This window comes from Rhodococcus olei (assembly GCF_039540555.1).
GTDB lineage: Bacteria > Actinomycetota > Actinomycetes > Mycobacteriales > Mycobacteriaceae > Rhodococcus_G > Rhodococcus_G olei.
In genome coordinates, this window is sequence record NZ_BAABFB010000029.1 from 311,612 (window position 1) to 327,467 (window position 15,856).

Below are 15,856 nucleotides of genomic sequence, written 5' to 3' on the forward strand. Positions count from 1 at the left end.
AGGCAACCGTGACCAGCCCCGTCGGTTTGGGCATGCCCGACGTCCCCGCCGTCCTGGCTCCCCGTCGCCAGACCCGCCAGTTGATGGTCGGCGACGTCGGCGTCGGCAGTGATCACCCGGTTTCGGTGCAGTCGATGTGCACCACCAAGACGCACGACGTGAACGCGACGCTGCAGCAGATCGCCGAACTGACCGCGTCCGGCTGCGACATCGTCCGCGTCGCGTGCCCGCGGCAGGAGGACGCGGACGCGCTCGCCGCGATCGCGAAGAAGAGCCAGATCCCGGTGATCGCCGACATCCACTTCCAGCCGCGCTACATCTTCGCCGCGATCGACGCCGGCTGTGCCGCGGTCCGCGTCAACCCCGGCAACATCAAGGAGTTCGACGGCCGCGTCAAGGAGGTCGCGAAGGCGGCCGGTGACGCCGGCATCCCGATCCGGATCGGCGTCAACGCCGGCTCCCTGGATCCGCGGCTGATGCAGAAGTACGGCAAGGCCACCCCGGAGGCGCTGGTCGAGTCGGCGTTGTGGGAGGCGGGCCTGTTCGAGGAGCACGGCTTCGGCGACATCAAGATCTCCGTCAAGCACAACGACCCGGTGGTCATGGTCGAGGCCTACCGGCAGCTGGCCGCGCAGTGCGACTATCCGCTGCACCTCGGTGTCACCGAGGCCGGTCCCGCGTTCCAGGGCACCATCAAGTCGGCGGTCGCGTTCGGTGCGCTGCTCAGCGAGGGCATCGGCGACACGATCCGGGTGTCGCTGTCGGCGCCGCCGGCGGAGGAGATCAAGGTCGGCACGCAGATCCTGCAGTCGCTGAACCTGCGCCCCCGCAAGCTCGAGATCGTGTCCTGCCCGTCGTGCGGTCGCGCGCAGGTGGACGTCTACACGCTCGCGAACGAGGTGACCGCCGGACTCGAGGGCATGGAGGTGCCGCTGCGGGTCGCGGTGATGGGTTGCGTCGTCAACGGTCCCGGCGAGGCGCGCGAGGCCGACCTCGGTGTCGCGTCGGGTAACGGGAAGGGCCAGATCTTCGTCAAGGGCCAGGTCATCAAGACCGTGCCGGAGGCGCAGATCGTCGAGACGTTGATCGAGGAGGCGATGCGCATCGCCGAGGAGATGGGCAACGATTCCGAATCGGGATCGCCGGTCGTGACCGTGAGCTGACCGCGCACCGTATCCTGTCGGCACGTCCACCCGGCCGGGTGGACGATCAGTCCTATTCGTCCGCGAGACCCGGGGGTGACTGGGTGCTCAAACTGCTCGGCGCCAGGCAGCTCGGTGCGCGCGACCGTGCCGACGTGCTGCGCGTGCTCGACGCCGACCCGGTCGCCTCGTGCATGGTCGCGGCCCGCGTGCAGGATCTCGGTGTCGAACCGCGGTCGATCAACGGGGAACTGTGGAGCCGCGGCGGGCCCGACGAGTCGCTGTGCTTCTCCGGTGCGAACCTCGTGCCGCTGCGCGGCGACCTCGGCGACCTGCGGGCGTTCGCCGACCGCGCCTGCCGCTTCCCGCGGATGTGCTCGTCGCTGGTCGGGCGGGCCGAACTGACGATGCCGCTGTGGGAGATGCTCGAGGCGGACTGGGGGCCGGCGCGGGAGGTCCGGTCCGAACAACCGCTGCTGGCTCTCGCCGGGCGACCCCTCGTCGCCCCCGACCCCGAGGTCCGTCTCGTCCGCATGGACGAACTCGACACCTACCTGGTCGCCGCCGTCGAGATGTTCATCGAAGAGGTCGGGGTCGATCCCCGCGCCGGCGACGGCGGCCGCGGCTATCGGCGGCGGGTCGCGGGGCTGATCGCGGCCGGGCGTGCGTTCGCGCGATTCGAGGGCGACGAGGTGATCTACAAGGCGGAGATCGGTTCGGCATCCCGCCAGGTCGGGCAGATCCAGGGTGTCTGGGTGCATCCGGGTCACCGGTGTCGCGGGCTCGGGGCGGCCGGGACCGCGGCGGTCGCCGAGGCCGTCGTCGCGGGCGGGCGGACCGCGAGCCTGTACGTCAACAGCTTCAACCATCCGGCCCGGCGGGCGTACGACCGGATCGGATTCACTCAGGTCGCGACCTTCTCGACGGTGCTGCTGGACTGAGCGGCTCCGCAACCCGCGAGTGATCTGTACCCCGATGCGGGTGACACTCACTCACGGTCGACGGAGTCCTGCTGCGGCGCACCTACTATGAGCGGCGATGAAATCTCGTGTCGCCCGCCGTGTCCGCATCCCGCTCGCTCTCGCCGTGACGGGGTCGCTCGCGGTCGGGCTCGCCGCCTGCACCCCGAAGCCCGACGGCCCCGACGTCGCGGCGCAGCGGTTCCTGTCGGCACTGTCCGAGCGGGACACCGGGTCGGCGGCCGCGCTGTCCGACCGGCCGGACGCCGCGAAGACGGCGCTGGACTCGGCGTGGGAGCACCTGCAGGCGCAGACGCTGACCGCCACGGTCGGGTCGGTCCGCGTCAGCGGCGACACCGCGACCGTCGGCTACACCTACGAGTGGCACCTGCCGAAGGATCGGGTGTGGACCTACTCCGGGGACCTGCAGATGGGGCGCCGCGGCGGTGAGTGGGCGGTGCGCTGGACGTCGACCGACCTGCACCCGAAACTCGGCGACACCCAGACGATGTCGCTGCGGTCGACGCCGGCGCCTCGTGCGCGGGTCAACGAGCGCTCCGGCACCGACGTCCTCGTTCCGGGCAGCATCGAGCGCATCAAGTTCGACGCGCGGAAGGCCGGGAAGCTCGGTTCGGTCGCGGCGGCGCTGGCGGCGGCTCTCGCCCCGTTCGACAAGTCCCTGACCGCGCAGTCGATCGCCGAGTCGGCGTCCGCGGTCAAGGGCGACTACCTGGTGGCCAGTCTGCGTCAGGAGGACTACGAGACGGTCGCGGGCACCCTCGCCGCGCTGCCGGGCGTGACGGTCGACCAGGAGGCGGATCTGGTCTCCACCGACCGCGACTTCGCGCCCGACCTGATCGGTCAGGTGAAGAAGCGGGTGATCGACGAGGTGGACGGCACTGCCGGGTGGAGCATCGTCACCGTCAACCAGAACGGCATCGACATCGATGTGTTGTCGGACACGAAACCGCAACCCGCACCGTCATTTTCGGTGAGCCTGGACCGTCCGATCCAGGTCGCCGCGCAGAACGCGGTCAACGCCCGCACCGATCAGACGATGATGGTGGTGATCCAGCCGTCGACCGGCGCGATCCTCGCGGTCGCGCAGAACAAGGCCGCCGACCGCGACGGCCCGGTCGCGTCGACGGGCCTGTACCCACCGGGGTCGACCTTCAAGATCGTCACCGCCGGCGCCGCGATCGAGAACGGGCTGGCGCAGCCCGGCACGATGGTCGGCTGCCCGGGCCGCGTCGAGATCGGCGAGCGGTCGGTGCCGAACTACAACGAATTCGCGCTCGGCACGGTGTCGATGAGCACCGCGTTCGCGCGGTCCTGCAACACGACGTTCGCGAAGCTCGCCAGCGAGATGAAGCCGGACGCGTTGACGAAGGCGGCCGCGCAGTTCGGCATCGGCCCCGACTACGAGGTGCCGGGCCTGCCGACGGAGTCCGGGTCGGTGCCGCCGGCCGACGACCTGGTGCAGCGCACCGAGGACGGCTTCGGGCAGGGCAAGGTCGTGGTCAGCCCGTTCGGGATGGCGCTGGCCGCCGCGACCGTCGCGCACGGGTCGACGCCGGTGCCGCACCTGATCCTCGGCGAGGACACCACCGTCGACGGCGACCGCACCGCGATCACGCCCGAGATGGTCAGCGGGCTGCGCGGCATGATGCGCGAGGTGGTCACCTCCGGCACCGCGACCCGGATCGCCGGGGAGGGTGAGGTGTACGGCAAGACCGGTGAGGCCGAGGTCGACGGCGGCTCGCACGCCTGGTTCGTCGGCTACCGCGGCGACATCGCGTTCGCGACCCTGGTCGTGCGGGGCGGCAGCTCCGACAACGCGGTCGCCGTCACGAACGACATGTTCGCCGCGCTGCCGGAAGGGTACTGACGGCTCGACCACCCGGCCGACACCGGCCTGTAGTCTCGAATCCGTGGGCACGGCACCCGGATTCCGGTTGCGGGCACCGGCGGCCGCGGATGCGAGCGCGATCGCCCGGGTGCATGTCGCCACCTGGCGGGCCACGTACGGACACCTGATCGCCGAGTCCTTCTTCGACGACGACGCCCTGCGTCGCCGCGAGACGATGTGGCGGGAGATCCTCGTCGGGCAGGATTCTGCCCGACGACTCGTGGTCGCCGAGGTGGACGGCACCATCGTCGGATTCGCGCACGCGGGCAGTCCGCTCGGCGCACATCCCGTGCGCGGCCTGCAGCTCTACACCCTCTACGTGCTGCCCGCCCATCACGGCAGCGGGGTGGGGCAGGCGTTGCTCGACGCGGTACTGGGCGACGAGGCGGCCGAACTGTGGGTCGCTCGGGACAATCCACGCGCCCTCGGGTTCTATCGCCGCAACGGATTCGGTCCCGACGGTGCGACGGCGGACGACGAGGAGACCGGGCTGGCCGGCCTGCGGCTCGTGCGGTGATCGGGGGAGCGGCCGGAAATTCGATGGCCTCGCCGCCGGGGAGGCGCCAGACTCGGGGTGTGCACACCGATCTCGCCCCCACCGTCGAGCGCTTCCGCGCACTCGCGCACTCGTCGCCGTGGCGTTGGTCGACGCTCGAGTTCGACCTGGAGCGTGAGGATCTCGAGCACGCGTGGATCCGGCGGCCGGACCTGCTGCGGGTCGAGGGCGGCGACGGGCGCGTACACATCACGACGGGGCGGGACCGCCCGGTCGCGGTCGTGTACGGCGTGGACGGGGGCAGGCCGCTCGCCCGGGTCTGGCCGACCGAGGTCGAGCCGCGCTACGACGCGGACGGGCTGGTCGCCGAGCGGCCGGGCGACGTCGCGATCGACTACGACCCGCCGTTCCACGACGACTACTTCTGGGTGGCGCTGCTCGATCCGGCCGAACTCGCCGAGGGTGTCGAGGTGTTCTCCGTCGACGCGGTGTCCCACCACGGCAGGCCGGCGTGGGAGGCGCGCGTGCGCCCGACACCGGAGTACGACCCGCGCTGCACGTGCTGCGCGCTGCTCTCCGGCGACGGCGAGCTCGACCCCGACCCGTGGGTGCCCACCGCCGACTCGGTGGTGCGGCTCGACGTGCAGACCGGCGTCTGTGTGTCGGTGCGGCACATCGGGTCCGAGTGGTGCGGGCAGGAGGCCGACCTGCGCATCAGCGCCGTGGACGAGCCGCTCGCGGACGAACTGTTCCGCCGGCCGCGCTGGTTCAGCGGTAGACGTCGGCGCTGATCACCTTCAGCGTCCGGCGGTCGAGGCAGGCGAAGAGCACGGCGTGCGCCCCGTCGACGGTGCCCGTCGCGGTCACGGTGTCGCCGGCGGCGATCAGCTTCCGCAGATCCTGCACGGGGGTGCCGCCGAGCAGTTCGAGGGCAGCGCCGTCGCCGCGCTGGGCCGACGCGACCAGCTCGCGCACGGCCCGCTTGCCGGGCTCGCCCACGCTGCGCACCGCGCGTCCGAAGGCGAGCGACCCGCCCACACCCTGCAGCCGCAGCATCCGGGCCCCCATCGTGGCCCCCACCCGCAGCTTCGCCGGGGAGATCCCGCCGACCTGGGCGAACATCGGGGCGACCTCCCAGTGCGCGGCGAGCCGGCGGATCCGCGGCTCGCCCTCGTCGAGGGTCAGCTCGTAACGCAGGTGCATCGGCGCCCGCGCGGTCACGCCGCCCATCCGGGTCTCGATGGTGACGTCCCGCACCACGTGCAGCCCCTGCACGATGTCCTCGGCCTCGAGATGGAAGTGAATGTCGTTGGGGGCGATGAAGGTGTCGTAGAACCGCGACAGCGGGGCGTCACCGCGCCGGCCGCTGCGCGCGTCGAACAGCCCGCCGAGCACCGGGCGCCCGCCGACCGGGTCCTCGACCACGTGGTGGCGGGCGAACAGGCCCAGCCACGCCCGCTTGTCGTGGGCGGCGACGGCCGCAGGGGAGTTGCGGACGATGGTGAGCAGGTCCTCGGTGGTCGGGTTCGCCGTCATGGCACGTGAGTATGCCAGCCGAAACTGGAACCTGTTTCAGGACGCGGGCGAATGCGGTCCCGCAGACGGCCGGATCGCGCAGGGATGCGGCATCCCCCCGTCGGCTAGTGGGGCGACGCGGCACGGCGTCGTAGTCGGGCCACGGTGCCGGCGACCTGTGTGGCCAATTCATCCTGCTCGGGGACGATCGCGGGATCTGCCACCAGGGTGATTCCCAGGTCTCCCGCGTACGACAGCACCGCGAACGTCACGCCCACGTTGCCGGGGGTGACCACCAGCGGCACCAGCGACCGCACCCGAAACCCGGCCAGTTCCACGGGCTCGGCCGGGCCGCGCAGATTGGTCACGAAGGTGTGCACCATCCGCTGGTGATCGATGAACAGCTGGAACATCCCGAGTCGGCTCAGCGCCCGAAACGCCAACCCGAGCGGCCCGCCGGACGACGCACGTTCCGGATCGTGTCCGGGGGCAGCGCTCGTCGCGGCGACGAACCGGGTGAGACGGTCTTCGTCGTCCGCGATCGCCGGTACCGAGACGGGGCGGACACCGGTGACGTTGCCGAGGCGGTCCGCGGTCGTGCCGCGGCGCCCCGAGATCGGCACCGACACAACCAACCGGCCGGGACGTTCCCCGCGGGCCCGCAGGACGGCCAGCACGGCACCGGTGACTGCCGCCACCACGACGTCGTTGACGGTGCCGTGGTGGCCGTGCGCCAGGGATGTGACCTCGGCCAGCGGAACGGTGACACGTGTGACACGGCGCCGGCTCGACGTCGGCCGGTTCAGCGATGTCGGCTCGACGAGGCGGGGCCGGGTTCGACCGAGGCCGAGTTCACGCAACCCCGCGAATCCCCGGCGCATCGCGACCGGGAGCGCTCGCACGGCGGCGACCTGCGCTCGCGCGGCATCGGCGGCCAACGCCCTTCGGCTCGGCGGTGGCTGCGGAAAGACCGGGCCGGCGAGGCGCGGTCCGCTGTCGGTCAGCGCAGCAAGCACCGCCAAGCCGCCGAGACCGTCGGCGAGCACATGGTGCAGCACGACGATCAAGGCGGTTCGCCCGCTCGATCGGTCCGACACCAGTCGCGCCTGCCACAACGGCCGATCGCGGGACAGGGGAGTGCAGACGAATTCGGCCGCGAGGTCGAAGAGTTGGCGTTCGCCCGCCGGTGCGGGCCAATCCTGTTCGGTCAGGTGGTGTTCGAGCGCGAAGCCAGGGTCATCGACCCACACCGGATGTCCACAGCCGAACGGCACGCGACGCAGCCGCTGTCGCAGCCGCGGGATTCGGGGAATCCGTTCTGCGAGAAGAGTACTCACCGTGGACAGATCGGGCCCCGGCGACGGGTCGAACTCGAGGATCGCACCGATGTTCATCGGCACCGGTCCCCGGTCGGTCGCGAGCACGGTGCGGTCCATCGGCCCGGCACGCTCGATCCGGGCCCGACCCGAGACGTCACCGTTCGGGTTCGGCACGGACCTTCACCCCGCGGAGCATGTCGCGCGACATCAGGAGAGCGGCGGGCACCACCACCGTTTCACACACCCGGCACCACGACCGCATCATGTCCTCAGTACAGACCATTCGGCGCACACCGGGTAGGCCCAACTGCCCGATCACGGCCGACGGCCGTCCGCCTGGACCGCCGCGGCTACACCCCCGGCCCCGGGCGGCAGCGCCCCACGCTGCTCGTGTCCACTCCGCTCTCGCTGCGGCCGGCTCGCCGAGGGCACCCCGCGCACGTGACCTTGGTCCCTTGTCGGGCGGTGCGGAACCTCCGATGCTTGTCGTATGACATCCGGTCGCACAATCATCGGTATGGCTGGGACGGCAGCCCTCGTCTACCGCGCCTGCGTGGTCCCTCGGCTCATGCGCTGGGGCGCTACCGACGAGGAAGTTGCCGGGCCGTATCCCGGGGCCGAGCTGGTCCCCGACGGTGAGAGGGGTGCGACGATGGCCGTCACGATCGACGCGCCGCCGGAGCAGGTCTGGCCATGGCTCGTCCAGCTGGGTGGGGATCGTGGCGGATGGTACTCCTGGGACCACCTCGACAACGCCGGTCGTCCCAGTGCTCGAAGAGTCCACCCCGAGTGGCAGGACATCGCCCTCGGCGACCACGTGAAGTACTGGACACGCCGCGGCCCGGTGGACGCCTGGGAGGTTGCCGCACTCGAACCGAATCGATTCCTGGGACTGCGTGGGTTGAGCGATCTACGAGGCCGTAGCCTCGATCCCACGCTGCCACGGCCGTCGGCCTACACCGAAGGACTCTGGGGTTTCCTGCTCAACGAGTTGCCTGGCGGGCGTACCCGTCTGGTGATCGGCGGTTATCAGACCTTCCGCCCTCGATGGCTCGAACGTGTCGTGTCCCATTGGCTCTTTCCCCCGGTCGTCTGGATCATGCAGGCACGAATGTTGGCCGTACTCGCGCGAAACGTCGAACGAGCGGCCCGCTGAGGGAATGGTCGGCCTCTGGTCCGAAGGCCGCCGAGTCTCACCATGTGATCGACCGTGAGACGCTGCAGAAGTCGGCTCTCGCCGATGCCGCCCCTCGGCGCCGACCGCCAGCCGTGCCGCGCGCCCACACGCCGCCGGCGGGTTGGTGCCCGAGCTAGGGAAGCAACCCGAGCCGTCGGGCGGCGACCACCGCCTCGTGTCGCGAGTGCGCGTCGAGCTTGCCCATCGCGCTGCGCAGGTAGCTCTTGACGGTCTCCGGGCCGAGCGAGAGCCGGTGGGCCACCTCGTTGTTCGTGCAGCCGAGCGCGATGTGTGCGAGCACGTCCAGCTCGCGCGGGGACAGAGACACGCCACCGTCGTCGAGCGGCGAGTCGTCGGCGACCAGGCGGGCCAGCTTGTCGGACACCGCGCGCAGCCGATTCTGCAACGGTCCGTCGGACACCGACTGGGCGATCCCGCGCAGTTCGGCGTGCACGTCCCGGATGCCCTCGGTGACGGCGGCCCCGCCGGTCCCGCGATTGGCGTCCAGCACGCCGAGCATCTGCAGCCGCCGGTCCACCTCGTCCCGGATGGCGATCTCCAGGCTCAGCCGGCGCGCCGACTGCACCAGGACGTCGGCGGTGCGGTCCCCGATCGGGGTGGCCTCGCGCACCGCCGCGTACAGCACGGCGCGGGAGTCGCCGCCGACCAGTACCGGCACGGCGAGCACCGAGCGGATGCCCTCACCGAGCACGGGCGCGTCGTAGTGGTGGGTGATCGTCATCGAGGTGCTGTAGTCCGGCACCGACGCCGGCTGGCGCTGGTGCGCGACCCGTCCGCCGAGCCCGGAGCTGGGCGGGATGAGGAGGCCCTTGAGTCCGTTGGTTCGGGTGCCGAGGAACTCCGACAGGTGCAGGTGGCCCTCCTGAACCTCGCCACCGAACAGGACCGGCACGTTCGCCACGGCCGCGGCGGCGCGCAGTTCGGCGCGCAGCGCGTCGCCGTCGCGGGGGCGAAGCAGGGATGCACGGAGGCTCGACATCGTCGGGCTACCCCTTTCCGGGGGTGGTGGACGGTGGTTGTGAGCTAGATCATAGGGCAGTGGGATGTCCGGTTTTGCGCCGGAGTGATGGGAAGGAAATCTCGATGGTCAACAACACCGCCGCCCGGGTACGCGAGCTGCTGGACCGGTACGACACCGCCGACGCCTGCGCGGCCGAGCTGCTCTGCGACGGGCACCCCGCCGACGCTGTCGCGTTCACGGTGATCGAGGCCGACCTGTCCTCCCGCGACCTGACCTACGGCGAACTGCGCGCCGAGTCGACGAAGTTCGCCGCCGCCCTCGCCGACCTCGGTGTCGAGCCCGGCGACTGTGTCGCGACCCTGATGGGCAAGTCCGCCGAGCTGGTGGTCGCTCTGCTCGGGATCTGGCGTCGTGGCGCCGTGCACGTGCCGCTGTTCACCGCGTTCGCACCGCCGGCGATCGCGTTCCGGCTGACCTCGTCCGGCGCGAAGGTCGTCGTCGCCGACCGGAACCAGCTCGCGAAGCTGGCCCCCGGCGAGGACATCCCCGCCGACGCGCCGTGGTCGGTGGTCGTCGCGGCCGGCGAACCGGAATCCGACGGTCAGCTGGCGTTGGCGGACCTGCTCGCCGACCGCGACGCCGACGACCCGAAGGGCGCCGCCGTCGCGGTCGGCGCGAACGCTCCGATCGTGCAGTTGTTCACCTCCGGGACCACCGGAACCCCCAAGGGAGTGCCGGTTCCGGTGCGGGCGCTGGCCTCGTTCCACGGCTACATGGAGTTCGGGCTCGACGTGCGCCCCGACGACGTCTTCTGGAACGCCGCCGACCCCGGCTGGGCGTACGGGCTGTACTACGCGCTGCTCGGCCCGATGGCGGCCGGGACCCGGAGCCTGCTGCTGCACGCCGGTTTCTCGGCGACGCTGACCTGGCAGGTGATCGAGAAGTTCGGTGTCACCAACTTCGCCGCCGCGCCGACCGTGTACCGGAGCCTGCGCGCCGACGCCGGCCCGGTTCCGGAGGGTCTGACGTTGCGGCGGGCGTCGTCGGCGGGGGAGCCGCTGACCCCGGACGTCGTCGCGTGGTCGCAGTCCGCCCTCGGCGTCGAGGTGCGCGACCACTACGGGCAGACCGAGCACGGCATGTTCATCGTCAACGCCTGGGCCGACGGGCTCCGCGAGGAGGTCCCGGCCGGGTCGATGGGCCGGGCGCTGCCGGGCTGGTCGTGTGCCGTCCTGCTCGACGACAGCGACGAGGTCGCGCCGCCGAAGACCGCCGGCCGGGTCGCGATCGACACCGTGAACAGCCCCCTGATGTGGTTCACCGGCTACGTCGACGCCCCGGAGAAGACGAAGCAGCGGTTCACCGCGGACGGTCGCTGGTACGTCACCGGCGACGCGGGCAGCACCGACGAGGACGGGCACTTCTTCTTCTCCTCGCGTGACGACGACGTCATCATCATGGCCGGCTACCGGATCGGTCCGTTCGACGTCGAGTCGGTGCTGGTGATGCACGATCACGTCATCGAGGCCGCCGTCGTCGGGATGCCCGACCAGCTGCGCGGTGAGGTCCTGGAGGCGTTCGTCGTGCTCCGCGACGGTGTGGAGGGCACCGACGAACTCGAGGTCGAGCTGCAGCAGCTGGTGAAGAAGAAGTTCGCCGCGCACGCCTATCCGCGGTCCGTGCACTTCGTCCCCTCGCTGCCGAAGACCCCCAGCGGAAAGGTGCAGCGCTACATCCTGCGCAAGGGCTGACGGCACCCGCCCGCGCGTTGACGGGAGTTCCGTGACCGAGCGAATTCGGCCACGGAACTCCCGTTCGGCGTTCGTCGGTGGTGTGTCGGCCGCGTCGCGTTCGTGACCACGCTCCGGGGGTGAATCGGCGACACACCGCCCCGATCGGTACCGCGACGGCCCGTGGCGACGCACAATGAGGGCACGCGTTCATCACCGACGAAGGGGTGGCGAAGTGAATCGTTTCGAGCTCCCGCAGACGTTGCGCCGATCCTCGAAGGAGGTGCAGGAAGTCTTCGCGACGGCCCACGAGTCGGCGGTCAAACGGCTCGGGGAGGGCGAGGAGGCCCAGCGCGCCGCGTACGGGGTACTCAAGGAGAGTTACGAGCTCGAGACCGATCACTGGGTGCCCAAGCAGGGCTGACCCGCCCGATCACTCGGCGAGCAGGCCGGCGCCGATCGCCGCGTAGATCAGCATGAACGTCATCAGTGCCCAGCCGGCGCCCTGCCACGCCGGCCAGGTGCCGCCGTGCCGCCACACGATGTAGGTGTGGAAGAAGGCGCCCAGTCCGCCGACCATCAACACCGCCGCGGGCGCGATTGCGAGCACATAGCGGTCGGGGGTCGCGCACACGAGGGTCGGCGCCTCGGTGCAGTTGCTGCGCCCGAGATACGCCCACAGCGCGGCGAGCGCCATCACCGCCAGGGCGGTCGCCAGGACGACGACCGTGTAGCGGGTGGCCCGCCGGATCTCCGGCGGATCGTTCCACCGCTTGCCGACGTCGTCGGACATCGTGTGCCTCCACCACCGCGCTCCCCGTCGCGCGGACACCCCCCACGCTACCCGTGCCAGGCCGCCGGCCCCCGGAGTCGACGGCCGCCGCACGCGGACGTCCACACCGGTTCCGGCGAATTTCGCGTAGCGGGCTACGCGTGTGCGCAATCCACCCCCGACGAATACTGAATCCACCCGGTCGATCGCGCGGTGTGACCGCGTCCGGCGACGGGCACTCGGTGACGGCTTCGGTCGTCGCACCGTCGACAGGCCACGCCCGCAACGACTTTCGCTCCGGCAAGGAGAAGACGATGACAATTGCACGATGGCCGACCGTGAAAACCGGGCCGGTCGGGGAGAAGATCATTCAACTGCTCGAGTTCTACCCGAAGAAGTCCGAGATCTACGTGACCAGTGGGCGGGACGGCGACCACGGCCCGGTTTCGTACCACTACGGGCTCGACTACGGGGGATCGCCGGCGGCCGCGATCGACATCGGGGCCGGCCCGACCGGGCTCGGAAGCGTCGGCGACGCCGAGATGCGGGACCTCGCGAAGTGGATCTACGACAACCTGGCGGACCTCACGGTCGAACTCATCCACTCGACGCCCTTCGCCGACGACGACGGCTTCTACGTCAAGAACCAGGTCCGGAACCCGGGTGGCAGCGTGTACGGGGGGCCGCAGGTGATCGGCCACTTCGACCACGTCCACTGGGCCACGTCGTCGGCCCTCGCCGACCTCGCGATGCTCCGGATCGGCCAGGCGAAGCCGGGAGGCGGGCCGGTGCCGCCGGTTCCGACCGGGGTGGTCAACACCGCACCCGTGTGGGGGTTCGACGCGTCGAATCACGACTGGGACCCCGACCGCGGCGCGATGGATCTGACCGCGGTGCAGCGAGACGGGATCTCCTTCTTCACGCACAAGGCGAGCGAGGGCACGACGTTCAAGGACCCCTTCTATCAGGAGGCCCTGGAAAGGGCACGCGGCGCAGGTATTCCGGTGCTCGGTGCCTACCACTTCCTGTGGCCGGACGACATCGCCGGACAGGTCGACGAGTGGATGGGCTTCGTTGCGGAGAAGACGCCGTGGTGGAAGGACGTGCCGTGGATCTGGCAGGTGGACGCGGAGACGGAACAGGGCATGCCGCACCCTCCCGGTCCCGATGCCATCCTGCAGACCGTGAACCTGGTCCAGCAGCGGATGGCGGCCGAGGGTGCCACGGGATATGTCGTCGTGTACGCGCCCCGCTGGCTCTACCGCGACTCGCTCACCGGGAACTACGACATCTGGAACAGCGACTACAACGGCTCGGGTGCCGCCCGCCCGTTCCGGGACCAGTATCAGGGGGTCACCGACGTCGCGCGCGGCTGGGACCTCATGTCGGGCCGGAAGCCCCGGATCCTCCAGTTCGCGTCCGACGCCACGATCGGGCGACAGCGGACGTGTGACGTCGACAAGTTCGACGGGGATCTGTTCGCGCTGATCCGCCTGTGCGGCCGCGAGCCGGTCGCGTCCGAACAGGGCGGGCCCGACCGGGCCCTGGTCCGGTCCGCGGGCGGGGTCGCCGTGGATCGGAACGGCTCACCCGTGCGGGCACCCGGGGACGGTCTCGTGTCGCCGTCGATCGGCTGACGGGAAGCCCGGGAGGCCGCGCCGCGACGTCGGCGGCCGGCGCCCGGTTCTCAGGATTCCGGCCGGGGCCAGGGCCGTCCGGCGCGGCGCTCGATGTCGAGGTTGAAGCGTTCGAGCAGGTTCGCGAACGCGTCGCGGTCGTCCGTGGTCCAGCCCTCGAGCACCGTCTCCAGTCCGCGGACGTTGCCTGCTCGCTCGGCGTCGAGCCGGCGCTTGCCGTCGGCGGTGATCCGGAACTTGCGGGCCAGGCCGCCCGCCGGGTCCGGGATGCGGTGCACCAGGCCGGATTTCAGCATCGCGGTGGTCTGCCGGCTGAGGGTCGAGGTGTCCAGGCCGAATGCCTCCCGGAGTTCGCCGACCGACAGGGGGCCGTCGATGTCGATGCGGCTGAGGAGCAGGTAGGCGCTGGCGTCGAGGTCGCCGTCGCCGCGGCGCGGCCGGGTGAGGTGGCGGGCGAGCAGCAAGGTCTCGAACTCGATCCGCTCGGCGGCCGTGTCCATTCGCGTCCTTCCCTCGATTCTCCGTGTCCGTATCGCCTCGCGCCGGGAGGGCGAGGTGAACCGTACCCGCGGTGTGGCCCGCGCATGTCTATTGCATCATGCAATCAATGTGTATTGTGCAACTGCTGTGTATGGCACACATCCGGCGTCGGTCGTGACGCCCTGACAAACGTGGTGGAGGGCGCACGCCCGTGGAGCGAAAACCTGTCGTCAACCCCAACGGTCTGGTCGGGGTGCTGGCGTTCACCGGCATCGTGGCCGCACTGATGCAGACCCTCGTGGTGCCGCTGATCGGCGACCTGCCTCGCCTGCTGGACACCACCGCGTCGAACGCGTCGTGGATCATCACCGCGACGCTGGTCGCCGGCGCGGTGTGCGTCCCGATCACCGGGCGCCTCGGCGACCTGTACGGCAAGCGTCGCATGCTGCTGATCTGCACGGTTCCGCTGATCGCCGGTTCGGTGACCTGCGCGGTCGCGAGCTCCGTGCTGCCGATGATCGCCGGTCGCGCCCTGCAGGGCATGGGTATGGGCCTGATCCCGCTCGGCATCAGTGCCCTGCGTGACCTGCTGCCCGTCGAGCGACTGAACTCGTCGATCGCGCTGATGAGTGCGTCGATGGGCATCGGTGGCGCACTCGGGCTGCCGCTCGCCGCGGCCGTCGCCCAGCACGCCAGCTGGCGAGTGCTGTTCTGGGGCGCAGCCGCGCTGAGTGTCGCGATCACGCTGCTGATCTGGAAGTTCGTGCCCGCCACCCCGGTGGACCCGGACGCGGGCACCTTCGATCCGGTCGGTGCGGGCGGCCTCGCCGTCGGCCTGGTCTGCCTGCTGCTCCCCGTCTCGAAGGGCGCGGTCTGGGGCTGGACCAGCGGCACCACCCTGGGGCTGTTCGCCGCGGCCGTGATCGTCCTGCTCGCCTGGATCTGGTGGGAACTGCGCACCGCCGATCCGCTGGTCGACCTCCGCACCACGGCGCGGCCGCAGGTCCTGCTGACCAACGTCGCCGGTCTGGTCGTCGGATTCGCCATGTACGCGCAGTCGCTGATCCTGCCGCAGCTGTTGCAGCTTCCCGAGTCCACCGGATACGGGCTCGGCCAGTCGATGCTGGCCATGGGCCTGTGGATGGCGCCCGGCGGTCTGGTGATGATGGGCCTGGCCCCCGTCGGCGCGAAGCTCTCCTCGGCCCGGGGTCCCAAGACCACCCTGATCGTCGGTGCCCTGATCATCGCGCTCGGCTACGGCTCGTCGATGCTGTTGATGGGCTCGGCCTTCGGCCTGATGATCGTCGCTGCCATCTGCGGTGCCGGCACCGGTTTCGCATACGGTGCGATGCCCGCCCTGATCATGGGCGCGGTCCCGCACTCGGAGACGGCCGCCGCCAACGCGTTCAACACACTCGCGCGCTCCCTCGGCACCTCGATCGCCGCGGCCGTCGTCGGCGTCGTGCTCGCCCAGATGAGCGTCCAGGTCGGCAACTACACGCTGCCCACCGAGAACGGCTTCCGGACAGGCCTGCTGATCGGCTGCGGTGTCGCGCTCGTCGCCGCCGCGGTCGCCGCGTGCATTCCGTCGCGCCGGCCGGCTCCGGCCGCCCCGCCGGCGGCCGCCGGCGAGGAGCTGGCCCCCGCACGGGGCTGACCGTACGACCCGCGAGAGGGTCCGGGCCCGGCGGCCCTCCGCACCGAGCGGACACCCGCCGGGCTCGTCCCGGCCCGCGGG

15 protein-coding genes are annotated in these 15,856 nt (G+C 70.9%); 10 read left to right on the top strand and 5 right to left on the bottom strand.

The features are described 5' to 3' along the window. The first annotated feature begins 8 nt into the window (after positions 1–8). From ispG to ABD951_RS07990, 5 genes are all read left to right on the top strand, one after another. Positions 9–1,163: a flavodoxin-dependent (E)-4-hydroxy-3-methylbut-2-enyl-diphosphate synthase gene (gene ispG, locus ABD951_RS07970; protein ID WP_345343361.1), complete on the top strand. Its 1,155-nt coding sequence runs from the start codon at positions 9–11 to the stop codon at positions 1,161–1,163. An 83-nt stretch (positions 1,164–1,246) separates the two neighbouring features. Then, entirely contained in the window at positions 1,247–2,083 is an 837-nt protein-coding gene (locus tag ABD951_RS07975; protein ID WP_345343363.1) for a GNAT family N-acetyltransferase, read from the top strand. A gap of 97 nt (positions 2,084–2,180) precedes the next feature. Next, positions 2,181–3,989 (top strand): penicillin-binding transpeptidase domain-containing protein, encoded by a 1,809-nt coding sequence (locus ABD951_RS07980; RefSeq protein ID WP_345343365.1) that lies wholly within the window; start codon positions 2,181–2,183, stop codon positions 3,987–3,989. Between the two features lie 43 nt (positions 3,990–4,032). Beyond that, entirely contained in the window at positions 4,033–4,527 is a 495-nt protein-coding gene (locus ABD951_RS07985) for a GNAT family N-acetyltransferase (protein ID WP_345343367.1), read from the top strand. Positions 4,528–4,586: 59 nt separating this feature from the next. Then, on the top strand, positions 4,587–5,297 hold the full coding sequence (locus tag ABD951_RS07990) for a hypothetical protein (protein WP_345343369.1): 711 nt from the start codon (positions 4,587–4,589) through the stop codon (positions 5,295–5,297). On the opposite strand, the gene ABD951_RS07995 is transcribed toward ABD951_RS07990, so the two are convergent. Further along, on the bottom strand, positions 5,275–6,042 hold the full coding sequence (locus tag ABD951_RS07995; RefSeq protein WP_345343371.1) for a nuclear transport factor 2 family protein: 768 nt from the start codon (positions 6,040–6,042) through the stop codon (positions 5,275–5,277). The two genes, ABD951_RS07990 and ABD951_RS07995, sit on opposite strands and share 23 nt — an antisense overlap. A gap of 104 nt (positions 6,043–6,146) precedes the next feature. Continuing rightward, positions 6,147–7,514, bottom strand: a complete 1,368-nt coding sequence (locus ABD951_RS08000) for a wax ester/triacylglycerol synthase domain-containing protein (RefSeq protein WP_345343373.1) — start codon at positions 7,512–7,514, stop codon at positions 6,147–6,149. A gap of 478 nt (positions 7,515–7,992) precedes the next feature. Here ABD951_RS08000 and ABD951_RS08005 point away from each other — a divergent pair, with 478 nt between their 5' ends. Beyond that, positions 7,993–8,496: a hypothetical protein gene (locus ABD951_RS08005; RefSeq protein ID WP_345343375.1), complete on the top strand. Its 504-nt coding sequence runs from the start codon at positions 7,993–7,995 to the stop codon at positions 8,494–8,496. Positions 8,497–8,650: 154 nt separating this feature from the next. Here ABD951_RS08005 and ABD951_RS08010 read toward each other — a convergent pair whose 3' ends face one another. Then, complete coding sequence (locus ABD951_RS08010; protein WP_345343377.1) at positions 8,651–9,517, bottom strand: helix-turn-helix transcriptional regulator; 867 nt, start codon at positions 9,515–9,517, stop codon at positions 8,651–8,653. Positions 9,518–9,621: 104 nt separating this feature from the next. Between ABD951_RS08010 and ABD951_RS08015 the strand changes: the two genes are divergently transcribed. Together ABD951_RS08015 and ABD951_RS08020 are read left to right on the top strand one after the other, a co-directional pair. Next, the gene (locus ABD951_RS08015; protein ID WP_345343379.1) at positions 9,622–11,250 is read left to right on the top strand and encodes an AMP-binding protein; all 1,629 of its coding nucleotides are present in this window, start codon (positions 9,622–9,624) and stop codon (positions 11,248–11,250) included. A 214-nt stretch (positions 11,251–11,464) separates the two neighbouring features. Continuing rightward, complete coding sequence (locus ABD951_RS08020; protein WP_345343381.1) at positions 11,465–11,653, top strand: ChaB family protein; 189 nt, start codon at positions 11,465–11,467, stop codon at positions 11,651–11,653. Between the two features lie 9 nt (positions 11,654–11,662). Here ABD951_RS08020 and ABD951_RS08025 read toward each other — a convergent pair whose 3' ends face one another. Beyond that, entirely contained in the window at positions 11,663–12,022 is a 360-nt protein-coding gene (locus tag ABD951_RS08025; RefSeq protein WP_345343383.1) for a hypothetical protein, read from the bottom strand. A gap of 293 nt (positions 12,023–12,315) precedes the next feature. Here ABD951_RS08025 and ABD951_RS08030 point away from each other — a divergent pair, with 293 nt between their 5' ends. Continuing rightward, positions 12,316–13,638, top strand: coding sequence for a GH25 family lysozyme (locus tag ABD951_RS08030; RefSeq protein WP_345343385.1), 1,323 nt, complete (start codon positions 12,316–12,318; stop codon positions 13,636–13,638). A gap of 50 nt (positions 13,639–13,688) precedes the next feature. Here the strand turns inward: ABD951_RS08030 and ABD951_RS08035 are convergent, their stop codons facing one another. Then, positions 13,689–14,138, bottom strand: coding sequence for a MarR family winged helix-turn-helix transcriptional regulator (locus ABD951_RS08035; protein WP_345343387.1), 450 nt, complete (start codon positions 14,136–14,138; stop codon positions 13,689–13,691). Positions 14,139–14,404: 266 nt separating this feature from the next. On the opposite strand from ABD951_RS08035, the gene ABD951_RS08040 reads away from it, so the two are divergent. Further along, entirely contained in the window at positions 14,405–15,775 is a 1,371-nt protein-coding gene (locus tag ABD951_RS08040) for an MFS transporter (RefSeq protein WP_425569809.1), read from the top strand. The last annotated feature ends 81 nt before the right edge of the window (positions 15,776–15,856 follow it).

What these genes read in the sequence shown, in the direction of transcription:
- ABD951_RS08030 (WP_345343385.1), top strand. Translation starts at nt 12,316, where the DNA reads ATGACAATTGCACGATGGCCGACCGTGAAAACCGGGCCGGTCGGGGAG.
- ABD951_RS08025 (WP_345343383.1), bottom strand. Translation starts at nt 12,022, where the DNA reads ATGTCCGACGACGTCGGCAAGCGGTGGAACGATCCGCCGGAGATCCGG.
- ABD951_RS08010 (WP_345343377.1), bottom strand. Translation starts at nt 9,517, where the DNA reads ATGTCGAGCCTCCGTGCATCCCTGCTTCGCCCCCGCGACGGCGACGCG.
- ABD951_RS07995 (WP_345343371.1), bottom strand. Translation starts at nt 6,042, where the DNA reads ATGACGGCGAACCCGACCACCGAGGACCTGCTCACCATCGTCCGCAAC.
- ABD951_RS08015 (WP_345343379.1), top strand. Translation starts at nt 9,622, where the DNA reads ATGGTCAACAACACCGCCGCCCGGGTACGCGAGCTGCTGGACCGGTAC.
- ABD951_RS08035 (WP_345343387.1), bottom strand. Translation starts at nt 14,138, where the DNA reads ATGGACACGGCCGCCGAGCGGATCGAGTTCGAGACCTTGCTGCTCGCC.
- ABD951_RS07980 (WP_345343365.1), top strand. Translation starts at nt 2,181, where the DNA reads ATGAAATCTCGTGTCGCCCGCCGTGTCCGCATCCCGCTCGCTCTCGCC.
- ABD951_RS08040 (WP_425569809.1), top strand. Translation starts at nt 14,405, where the DNA reads ATGCAGACCCTCGTGGTGCCGCTGATCGGCGACCTGCCTCGCCTGCTG.
- ABD951_RS08005 (WP_345343375.1), top strand. Translation starts at nt 7,993, where the DNA reads ATGGCCGTCACGATCGACGCGCCGCCGGAGCAGGTCTGGCCATGGCTC.